Genomic DNA, 10167 nt, shown 5'->3' on the forward strand with positions numbered 1-10167 from the left:
AACTGACTGAGACAGAGAGCCGTCAGCTGATTCGCTTGCTAAAAAAATCACTCAAGTAATTTTCGAAAAGAAAAATTTTATCTATTTAGTTAGCCTTGCTAACTAGTGGTGAGAGAAATGCAAACATCCGTTTATAAACAGTTTTGGAAGTACACGATTCCAACCGTGGTCGCTATGCTGGTCAATGGTTTGTATCAGGTCGTGGATGGGATTTTTATTGGTCAATACGTGGGTGCTGATGGCCTAGCGGGAATCAATGTTGCGTGGCCGATAATTGGATCAATTCTTGGTGTGGGACTGTTGATCGGTGTTGGTACTGGCGCTTTAGTTTCTATCCGTCAAGGGGAAGGTGACGCTGAAGGTGCCAAAGGTTCATTAACGACAGGTCTTGTTCTGTTAATCGCGTTGACGCCTGTAGTTTCCGCGATTTTGTACTTTTTTGCCGATGATTTCCTTCTCTGGCAGGGAGCACAAGGTAGGGTTTATGAGTTAGGTAGTCAGTATCTGAACATCCTGGTGGCGACCAGCGTGTTTGTGCTTGGTTCAATCGCCATGCCTTTCTTACTACGTAATGATGATAGTCCTAATTTGGCGACATTCTTGATGGTGATCGGCGCGGTGATAAATATCGCTCTTGATTACTTGATGATCGCTGTGTGGGGATGGGAACTGACTGGTGCTGCACTGGCGACTGCGATAGCGCAAGCCGTCGTAACTTTATTAGGTTTTGTCTACTTCTTATCTTCAAGAGCGAGCTTGAGGCTGAAGTTCTCTCAGATGCGAGTAGACTTCTCTGTAGTACCGCAAATCTTCGCCATTGGCACATCGAGCTTTTTTATGTACGCCTATGGTTCAATGATGGTCGCGCTACATAATGCCTTGTTTTCTCAATATGGCGATCAGTTAATGATTGGTGCGTATGCGATTCTTGGCTACATCGTGACGGTCTATTACTTGACGGCAGAAGGTATTGCCAACGGTATGCAGCCTTTGGTCAGCTACAACCATGGGGCAAGAAATCAAACGAACATCCGCAAGCTACTTAAGGTTGCAATGTATAGCGCGGTACTCGTTGGTGTGGCGTTTGTCGTACTATTGAATCTGTTCCCAACCCAATTCGTGTCAGTCTTTAATAACGAAAATACACGGCTGGTGGAGTATACGGTGCTCGGTATTCGCCTACATATGTTTGCTTTGGCACTGGATGGTTTCCTTGTGGTGGCAGGAGCTTACTACCAGGCGATTAACAAGGGTACTAAAGCGATGTTTGTAACGGTCGGCAATATGTTGATTCAGCTACCCTTCCTATACATCATGCCTAAGTTGTTTGGTGTGGAGGGTATTTGGATTGCGTATCCATTATCTAATATAGCCTTGAGCATGTTAGTAATGACCATGCTGTGGAAAGATGTAAAGCGTTTCCAAGCTATAGCGGGTGAACAGGCGATTGCTTAAAAAGGGCTCAGCTGAGCCCTATGCTGTTTTTAACTAGACGTTTTTAACTTCTAGACCAGCGAGTTGGTGCCAGTAGCCATTACACTGTCTGCTTTCAAGCTGCTCTGGTTGTTGACCCTGTTCATTGGCACGGAACTGATCAACCACCGAGAAAGTATCTAAGCCAAGTGGGCTAAGGCGGACGACATCGACTAAGCCTTGCATGCTAGGCAGATCGTTAATCAAGTTGTAGCAGTAGCCAGACTGAGTTTGGATACCGTTAAGGTTAAACACCTCTTGCCCCTCCTGACTACTGACTTGGATGCCTGTTGGGTACTTGATACAGCAAGTGTCGCAATCATCTTTGGCTTTGTTTTCAGCGCGAGCCGTAAAGCAACGCGCAGAATAGGCTAGGGGTAAGTAGCCGTGACTAAATACCTCGACTTCGAACTTACCTTTAATACCAAGTTCATCACACTGGTTAAGCACGTTGCCTAGCCATTCTCGCGATAACTCCACAGGCATACACCAGCGAGTCATGCCCTGTTTTAGAAATAGGTTAAGTGTGTGAGCATTGTAGGTATTCACCGCTGGGCCAACCACAAACGGGACTTTTTTCTCTGAGGCGAGCTGAATGGCTGATACATCGTTGGCTTCAATAGCAAAGTCACCGTTGTCGATGTATTTTTTCATTATGTTAACTTCGCTCGGCGCTTCGAGCAGTGCCATTGTCGACAAAACCACTTGCTTACCTGTGCTGCTCAGCTCTTTAGCAATATCAAACCAATGGGCAGGCTTCATTTCTCGGCGCTTGGAGCAAACACTCTCACCCAGATAGACGATATCTGCTGAGCTAGATTTTGCTTGATTGTAGAAGTCTTCTACATTCTGCTTTGGCCAGAAGTATAGGAGGGGACCCAGTGCGTATTTCATGTTGTTTTCCATCGTCTCTACAACCTCTACTGCCATTTTCTGTGGTAAGCGCCAAGGGTGGTTTGAGTACCCTCTGAAACGTTTGCCAGTGTTGCATCCCAACTAGGCTCGACTTGGTAGCCCTGTGGGTTTGCTAGGTAACGATCTATAGCAGCACGCCAAGTTCGAGTGACTTGCTCTACGTAAGCAGGGCTGCGCTGACGGCCTTCGATTTTTACTGATGCCACGTTAGCGGCAAACAGCTCAGGAAGCATCGATAGGGTGTTTAAGCTGGTTGGTTCTTCAAGGGCATGGTAAGCCTTGGTTTGCTCTTCCAAATCAGCAGTGAATCGACCTTTACACAGAGTAGGGTAACCGGCGTTTTCACCTTCACTGTAGCGATCGATTAGGATGTCATTAAGGCGCGATTCAAGCCCTTGCTCGGTCTCTTGCCAGCGAACATATTTAGCCGGAGAACACGCTCCGACAGTATTAGGTGATTCGCCAGTCATGTAAGAGGATAAGTAACAACGCCCTTCTGACATAATACATAGACTACCGAAAGCGAAGACTTCAAGCTCGACATCGCTAGTAATGTTGCGAGATAGCTGTTTAACCTGATGAATAGAGAGTACACGTGGCAAAACGACGCGTTTAACGTTGAAGTTTTGCTTATAGAAATCGATCGCCGCAACATTAGTGGCTGATGCTTGAACGGATAGGTGAAGCTCTAGCTGAGGGTATTGACGAGCCGCGTACTCAAGCACTGCGATATCGGCAACAATGAGGGCATCGACGCCACTTTGGGCCGCTCGATCTACCGCATTAGTCCATCGTTCAAAGCCACTAGGGTGAGCAAACGTATTTAGTGCAACATGGATCTTTTTGTTGTTATCGTGGACGTATTGAACCGCTTTCTCGAGTTTTTTCCCCGTGAAGTTTAAGCCGGCAAAATGGCGTGCATTGGTGTCATCTTTGAAGCCGATATACACGGCGTCTGCGCCACAATCAATCGCAGTTTTTAAAGCAGGAAGATTACCTGCTGGGCATAGGAGTTCCATCGCTCGCACCATGACTGTCTGTTATATTTGCACCGCATTTTATGAAGAATTATGAATGGCAAATTTGATATACAGCAGGTTTGCGTGATTTTCTAAGTTAAATACTCACTTGAAGTTAGTTTTTGTGGCGGCGATTTTGCGCAAATAGCTCTTCTACTTCCTGTCTTGGCTGAGGGCGGTAGAAGTGGAAGCCTTGAATGGAGTTACAATTTAAGTTTGAAAGCAAGGTCGCTTGTTGTTGAGTTTCAACACCTTCAGCAACAACGGTTAAATCAAGAGACTTACCAAGGTTGATGATGTTTTCAATGACGGTGATCTGCTTGGGCAACGTATCGATATCAGAGATAAACGCACGGTCAATTTTAAGCTCATCAATTGGAAAACGAGCTAAATAAGAGAGCGATGAATAGCCAGTACCAAAATCATCAATTGATAGGGCAAAACCTAGCTTCTTGATTGCGTTAAGCATTTGAATCGTGTGTTCACTGTCGCTCATTACCGCACTTTCAGTAAGTTCGAACGTGATGCAACTTGGGTCAAGCTCTGTAGTGCGCAGTAGCTTCTCCATATAGTCGATAAGCTTAGGATTACCGAACTGTTCTGGAGATAAGTTGATTGCGACACGTCCAGGTAAGATTCCTTGCAACTTCCAGCGCTTAACAGTGCTAAACACATCGCGCATCACTACGCGGCCGAGGTGCTCAATCAATCCTGCACGTTCCGCCACTGGAATAAACGCGCCCGGGCTAATATAGCCTTCAACGGGATGCTTCCAACGAATCAGAGCTTCAGCACCATTAATGCTGAAATCACGGGCATTAACCTTAGGCTGATACCAAACTTCTAGGCCATTTTGCTGCAGTGCTTTTTGTAGCTCGATCTCAAGCCATAAACGCATTCGTGCTTCCTTGTTCATCTGATCGTTAAATTTAATCAGACGGTTACGGCCGCGATCTTTCGCTTCATACATAGCGGTATCTGCGTTTTGCAGCAGAATTCGCGCATCATTGCCGTCTCCAGGGTAAGCGACAGAACCGATAGAACAAGCTAGGCGTTTACTGAAATGGTGTAGATCAAACGGTTGGTTGATCAGTGAAATGATCCGCTCTGAAAGCATTTCTGCCATGCGATTGTTTTCAGGCTCAGGCAAGATAATACCAAACTCATCACCACCTAAGTGACCAAGTACCGCATGCTGAGGCAATAAGCGTTTTAAACGTGAAGAGACTTCTTTGATGACCTTGTCACCAATATGGTGGCCTAGAGAGTCATTGATATTTTTAAAGTTATCAATGTCTAGGTAGAGCATGATCAAAGGTGTTTCTTTATGGATAAGCTGCTCTAGACGCTTAGTAAAGCCGAAGCGATTATATAAACCTGTCAGAGAATCAAGGTGGATGTCCTCGTTTTTATTAACAGGGACACCACCTGCAGGCGCTTCTTCAGCGTCTTGAATTAGTACCAGTTGTGAGTCACCGCCCAACACCATAGTGGCATCTGCTTGTAACTGAACTTTACGCTCTAAGCCACAGCGTGGGCTAGTCGAGCACATTAATGGTGTTTCGCTCAACATACTGCTAAATGATTCAGAGAAAACTGTTTTGGTTTTTTCGTCAACAAATAGGCGAGATAAATTTTCACCTAAAACATCTTGAATCGAGTCAAAGCCAAGCAATCTTAATGCTGCAGGGTTAGCAGACAAAATACAGTCATCTTCGACTAATAAAATACCATCTGATAGCAGTGTGGTTAGGGTCGAAAACTTGCCTTCGGATTCTTCAAGTGAGCGAATTAGAATTTGTTTTTCTGAGGTATCAAGCGCATGGAAAATAACGTGCTCGACTTTTCCCTCAGTTTCGATTGGTGAAACACTAAAATGCAGGCTGGTTTCTAAATCCAGGTTGCCTAATGTCATTTCTGCTTCGACCGACTCTCCTTTGAAAGCTCGTTCGTAGTATGGCTTTAGGTGGTCATAGAACTGCTGGCCCATGATTTGGTTATCACACATGCCAATAAGCTCAGTTGAAGTCAGTCCTGCGATATCGCAATAGCGGCCATTAACCATGGCATAATTATGCTGGTTATCTAAAATGGCGAAAAAAAACGGGCTATTAGCCGTAATTTTTGAAAACCAGTGCTGTAATTGTTGCGATAGCATCAAGTTTGTTCCGACTCTTCAGAGAGTATTTCCTACGTTTACGTAGGTATTAGTAATAGTTTAACTATAACTGTCCTTGTTATGACTTTAAAGAGTTTCGGCTTAGCGTATATTCTTTGACAAATAACAGGGATAACCAGTTAAACATACCTTATGATGTGTAATTCTAGCCAACAAAGTAACGGATATCCCGCGTGATTAACAAGATTCGCACCCAACTAGTTCAGAATGCCGCATCAATTTTGCGATCTCCAATCCACTTCTTGCCGCAAATCGTACAAAAAAGAGCCTTGCTTGAAGGATTGAAAACTGTTTTTAAAGAAGCACTTGAAGATGGTGATTTTGAATTCCTAGAGGGTAAGTGGCTCAAGGTTGAAATAAAAGACCTGCAATTGAGCTGGTTGATCAGTTATCAAGATGAGCAAATTGTTGTTGCCGATCATCCAGTAAAAGAAGACGTGCTGTTTAGTGGTCACCTTAATGATCTTGTGCTTATCGCAGGACGTAAGGAAGACCCTGATACTCTATTCTTCCAACGCCGTTTGACGATTGAAGGTGATACAGAGCTAGGGCTAGAAGTGAAGAACTTAATGGATAGCGTGGATCTAGAGTCTTTGCCAAAACCATTGCAGACACTGTTAAATCAACTCGCGGACTTCGTGCAAAAAGGTTTACAATCGCCTGAATCAAAAAATGAGGTTGTAAATGCTTATTCGAACTGAAGCTCCAGCAGATATTCTAGCCATTGATCGACTACTTAAATCGACGTTTGAAACAGAGGCTGAAGCTAACTTAGTCATGAAGCTAAGAGAAAACGGCCGTCGAACTCTCTCCTTGGTTGCATGCAATGACGAAGGTGAAGTGGTGGGCTATGTGCTGTTTAGCCCGGTTACGATTGAAGGGCAAGATTTTAATTGGCAAGGTCTTGCACCGCTCGCTGTCGAACAATCGTATCGTAATCAAGGATTAGCCGCCGAACTAGTGAGAGAGGGGCTATCTTCATTACTTGAGTTTGGCTACCCAGCTTGTGTGGTGTTGGGCGACCCTGCCTACTATGGTCGTTTCGGTTTTGTTGATAGTAGCAAGCATCAGATGCATTGCCGCTGGGATGTACCTCAGGGGACTTTTCAAGTCTTACCTCTTGTCGACGGTGAGTTCGATCAGCGCATCGGTTTAGTGGAATACAGTCCTGAATTCTCAGAGATTTAGTTCTTAGACTAAATACGGTTAGAGTGAAATCTGTTGTTTTGTCCTTTTTTTGAGCGTTTGACTCTTAACACGTACTTTTTTGGAAAAATCTACTTGTCAGCGTAATCGGCTTTCGCTAGTATTGCTCGGCCTTCGATATGGAGGTCGCTAGCCTTGTTCAAAAACACCAGTTAGGTATTTTCGAGCGGCGCTGGCTCAACAATTTGGAACATAGGTGGAAATCATGTTTACAGTTCTACTTGTGATTTACCTGTTGGCAGCGGTTGGTGTAATCGGCCTAGTGCTGATTCAACAAGGTAAAGGCGCAGATATGGGAGCCTCATTCGGTGCAGGCGCATCAAACACAGTGTTTGGCGCAGGCGGCTCAGGTAATTTCCTAACCCGAATGACTGCAATTTTTGCAACAGTATTTTTCATCATCAGCTTAGTGCTAGGCAACATGTCTACACATAAAACTGAGTCACAGTGGATTGACCCAACTCAAGGCCAAGTGATTCAACAAGCGGATGATGCGAGTGAAATTCCAGCTCCTCAGGGCGACGAAATTCCTCAATAAGCTATTTTCTAGCTGAAAAATAGAATTAGCTGCCGAGATGGTGAAATTGGTAGACACGCTAGCATGAGGTGCTAGTGCCTTAGGTGTGAGGGTTCGAGTCCCTCTCTCGGCACCATTGATTTACAAACTTGTAAAACACCTTGGAGAGCGTATAATGCTCGACAAGTCGGACGCGGGGTGGAGCAGCTTGGTAGCTCGTCGGGCTCATAACCCGAAGGTCGTCGGTTCAAATCCGGCCCCCGCAACCAAATCCTCTTTCCTTTTTAGACAAAGTGGATGTGGCAAGTTTGCGCAGTAGCGATACTGCGAGTTAAGTGGCATAGGTATCACTTAACGTATCAGGGTCCAGCAACAAAAAACCCCGACTTTTCGGGGTTTTTTGTTATCTAAATTTTCTAATTGAAAATTTAGGTCTTTGCTTGGAATTTAAATTGGGCTCTGAGCCCTTTTTTTGTTTCTGGAGTGGTTTAAATGACTGGTTTAGAAAGACAACTTACTGAAATGCTTGAAGCTCCTGTAGCGGCATCAGGTTATGAGTTAGTTGGATTAGAATTTATTCGCGCAGGTGAACACTCAACGTTACGTATTTTCATCGATCACGAGAATGGTATTAACGTTGAAGATTGTGCTGAAGTTAGTCGTCAGGTTAGCGCGGTAATGGATGTTGAAGATCCAATCACAGTGGCTTACAACCTTGAAGTGTCTTCACCAGGTTTAGAAAGACCACTTTTCAAAGCTGCACACTATGAACAATTTATTGGTCACGAGGTAAGCATCGTTTTGAAGATGGCTGTTGGCAACCGTCGCAAGTGGAAAGGTGTAATCCACTCTGTAGATGGTGAAACTATCTCAGTTACTGTTGAAGGTAACCAAGAAGAGTTCGCCCTAAGCAATATCTCAAAAGCTAACCTGATCCCTAAATTTTAAGTCTTAGAGGCTATTTAAAATGAGTAAAGAAATTTTAGCGGTAGTAGAAGCGGTATCGAACGAGAAAGCGGTACCTCGTGAGCGTATCTTTGAAGCCCTTGAAATTGCTCTGGCTACTTCTACTAAAAAGAAGCACGAAATGGAAATCGATGTTCGTGTAGAAATCGATCGCAAAACGGGCGAGTTTGATACATTCCGCCGTTGGTTGATCGTAGAAGAAGTTGAGAGTCCAACCAAAGAAATCTCTCTAGAAGCAGCGAAATTCGAAAACGAAGAGCTTGAGCTAGGTGATTACGTTGAAGATGACATCGAATCGGTAACGTTTGACCGTATTACGACTCAAACGGCTAAGCAAGTTATCGTTCAGAAAGTTCGTGAAGCTGAGCGCGCTCAAATCGTTGAGCAGTTCATCGACAATGAAGGCGAACTAGTGACTGGCGTGGTTAAGAAAGTTAACCGTGAAACGATTATTCTTGACCTAGGTAACAACGCTGAAGCAGTTATCCTACGTGATGACCAACTTCCACGTGAAAACTTCCGTCCAGGTGACCGAGTTCGTGGCCTACTATATAAAGTGGCTCCAGATGCTCGTGGCTTCCAGCTATTCGTTACTCGTTCTAAGCCTGAAATGCTCGCTGAACTGTTCCGCGTTGAAGTTCCTGAAATCGCTGAAGAGATTATTGAGCTAAAGGGCGCAGCACGTGATCCAGGTTCACGCGCGAAGATCGCTGTTAAGACTAACGACAAGCGTATTGACCCAGTGGGTGCGTGTGTTGGTATGCGTGGTGCACGTGTACAAGCGGTTTCTGGCGAGCTTGGCGGTGAGCGTATCGATATCGTGCTTTGGGATGATAACCCAGCACAATTTGTTATCAACGCAATGGCTCCTGCAGATGTAGCTTCAATCATCGTTGATGAAGATGCAAACGCAATGGACATCGCTGTTGAAGCAGACAACCTAGCGCAAGCTATTGGCCGTAACGGTCAAAACGTACGTCTAGCTTCTCAACTAACAGGTTGGGAATTAAACGTAATGACAGTTGAAGACCTTCACAAGAAACACGCTGAAGAGTCTCAAGCTGCAATCGAAAGCTTTATGAAGCACCTAGACATCGAAGAAGACTTTGCTCAACTGCTTGTTGAAGAAGGCTTCTCTACTCTAGAAGAAGTGGCTTACGTTCCAGTAAACGAGCTTCTTGAAGTAGACGGCCTAGACGAAGAGCTAGTCGAAGAACTACGTAGCCGTGCAAAGAATGCACTGACCACTCTTGCGCTTGCACAAGAAGAGTCTTTCGAAGGTGTTGAGCCTGCAGAAGACCTACTTGGCCTAGAAGGTCTAGAGCGTGAGATGGCATTTAAACTGGCAGCTAAAGGTGTTGCAACACTTGAAGATCTAGCTGACCAGGGTATTGATGATATCGAAGATATTGAAGGTCTAACCGAAGAACGTGCGGGTGAGCTAATCATGGCTGCTCGTAACATTTGTTGGTTCGGCGAAGACGCATAATTTCAGCAAGGAGAAAGCGGATGACACAAATTACTGTTAAGGCACTGAGTGAAGAAATTGGTACACCAGTGGACCGCTTGGTTGAACAACTTGCTGACGCTGGTATGAAGAAAGCGAGTAGTGATCAAGTTACTGACGAAGAAAAGCAGAAACTACTGACGCACCTTAAAAAAGAGCACGGCGACACTTCTGGTGACGCTGAGCCAACTCGTTTGACTCTACAGCGTAAGACTCGCAGCACACTAAGCGTTAATGCTGGTGGTGGTAAGAGTAAAGATGTTCAAGTAGAAGTGCGCAAGAAGCGTACTTATGTGAAGCGCAGCATTATCGAAGACGACGCGAAACGTGAGGCTGAGGAAGCAGCAAAGCGTGAAGCTGAAGAGCTTGCGAAGCGTGAGGCTGA

General features: G+C 45.0%; 10 protein-coding genes and 2 tRNA genes. 9 read left to right on the top strand and 3 right to left on the bottom strand.

Going from position 1 to position 10167, the window contains the following annotated elements; all coding sequences use genetic code 11:
* Positions 1-117: 117 nt before the first annotated feature.
* The gene (locus QTO00_RS08395) at positions 118-1455 is read left to right on the top strand and encodes an MATE family efflux transporter (RefSeq protein ID WP_331424251.1); all 1338 of its coding nucleotides are present in this window, start codon (positions 118-120) and stop codon (positions 1453-1455) included.
* 33 nt (positions 1456-1488) lie between these two features.
* Here the strand turns inward: QTO00_RS08395 and QTO00_RS08400 are convergent, their stop codons facing one another.
* The 3 genes from QTO00_RS08400 to QTO00_RS08410 all read right to left on the bottom strand — a co-directional run bounded on the left by QTO00_RS08400 (position 1489) and on the right by QTO00_RS08410 (position 5565).
* The gene (locus QTO00_RS08400; protein WP_331424252.1) at positions 1489-2367 is read right to left on the bottom strand and encodes a U32 family peptidase; all 879 of its coding nucleotides are present in this window, start codon (positions 2365-2367) and stop codon (positions 1489-1491) included.
* Between the two features lie 26 nt (positions 2368-2393).
* Positions 2394-3407, bottom strand: a complete 1014-nt coding sequence (ubiU, locus tag QTO00_RS08405) for a ubiquinone anaerobic biosynthesis protein UbiU (protein WP_331424253.1) — start codon at positions 3405-3407, stop codon at positions 2394-2396.
* A gap of 115 nt (positions 3408-3522) precedes the next feature.
* Positions 3523-5565 (bottom strand): sensor domain-containing protein, encoded by a 2043-nt coding sequence (locus QTO00_RS08410; RefSeq protein WP_331424254.1) that lies wholly within the window; start codon positions 5563-5565, stop codon positions 3523-3525.
* Between the two features lie 194 nt (positions 5566-5759).
* Between QTO00_RS08410 and ubiT the strand changes: the two genes are divergently transcribed.
* The 8 genes from ubiT to QTO00_RS08450 form a co-directional block, all read left to right on the top strand.
* Positions 5760-6287 carry a ubiquinone anaerobic biosynthesis accessory factor UbiT gene (ubiT, locus tag QTO00_RS08415; protein ID WP_331424256.1) on the top strand — a complete coding sequence of 176 codons (528 nt, stop codon included), beginning with the start codon at positions 5760-5762 and terminating at the stop codon, positions 6285-6287.
* Positions 6271-6774, top strand: coding sequence for a GNAT family N-acetyltransferase (locus QTO00_RS08420; RefSeq protein ID WP_331424258.1), 504 nt, complete (start codon positions 6271-6273; stop codon positions 6772-6774). Before ubiT ends, QTO00_RS08420 begins: the two co-directional genes overlap by 17 nt.
* 223 nt (positions 6775-6997) lie before the next feature.
* On the top strand, positions 6998-7330 hold the full coding sequence (gene secG / locus QTO00_RS08425; protein WP_038202863.1) for a preprotein translocase subunit SecG: 333 nt from the start codon (positions 6998-7000) through the stop codon (positions 7328-7330).
* Positions 7331-7361: 31 nt separating this feature from the next.
* Positions 7362-7445: transfer RNA gene (locus QTO00_RS08430), tRNA-Leu, on the top strand.
* A gap of 56 nt (positions 7446-7501) precedes the next feature.
* Positions 7502-7578 (top strand) — tRNA-Met (locus QTO00_RS08435).
* A gap of 223 nt (positions 7579-7801) precedes the next feature.
* On the top strand, positions 7802-8257 hold the full coding sequence (rimP, locus tag QTO00_RS08440) for a ribosome maturation factor RimP (protein WP_038202861.1): 456 nt from the start codon (positions 7802-7804) through the stop codon (positions 8255-8257).
* 19 nt (positions 8258-8276) lie between these two features.
* Positions 8277-9764: a transcription termination factor NusA gene (nusA, locus tag QTO00_RS08445; protein ID WP_331424259.1), complete on the top strand. Its 1488-nt coding sequence runs from the start codon at positions 8277-8279 to the stop codon at positions 9762-9764.
* Positions 9765-9784: 20 nt separating this feature from the next.
* Positions 9785-10167: translation initiation factor IF-2 associated domain-containing protein (locus tag QTO00_RS08450; protein ID WP_331424260.1), on the top strand; the 383-nt coding region annotated here is incomplete at its 3' end.

Source organism: Vibrio sp. M260118, from assembly GCF_036533755.1.
Classification (GTDB): Bacteria; Pseudomonadota; Gammaproteobacteria; order Enterobacterales; family Vibrionaceae; genus Vibrio.

Bases quoted from the DNA above. Each gene is read 5' to 3' on its own strand.
- QTO00_RS08395 (WP_331424251.1), top strand. From the start codon at position 118: ATGCAAACATCCGTTTATAAACAGTTTTGGAAGTACACGATTCCAACC.
- QTO00_RS08400 (WP_331424252.1), bottom strand. From the start codon at position 2,367: ATGAAATACGCACTGGGTCCCCTCCTATACTTCTGGCCAAAGCAGAAT.
- ubiU (WP_331424253.1), bottom strand. From the start codon at position 3,407: ATGGAACTCCTATGCCCAGCAGGTAATCTTCCTGCTTTAAAAACTGCG.
- QTO00_RS08410 (WP_331424254.1), bottom strand. From the start codon at position 5,565: ATGCTATCGCAACAATTACAGCACTGGTTTTCAAAAATTACGGCTAAT.
- QTO00_RS08420 (WP_331424258.1), top strand. From the start codon at position 6,271: ATGCTTATTCGAACTGAAGCTCCAGCAGATATTCTAGCCATTGATCGA.
- secG (WP_038202863.1), top strand. From the start codon at position 6,998: ATGTTTACAGTTCTACTTGTGATTTACCTGTTGGCAGCGGTTGGTGTA.
- rimP (WP_038202861.1), top strand. From the start codon at position 7,802: ATGACTGGTTTAGAAAGACAACTTACTGAAATGCTTGAAGCTCCTGTA.
- nusA (WP_331424259.1), top strand. From the start codon at position 8,277: ATGAGTAAAGAAATTTTAGCGGTAGTAGAAGCGGTATCGAACGAGAAA.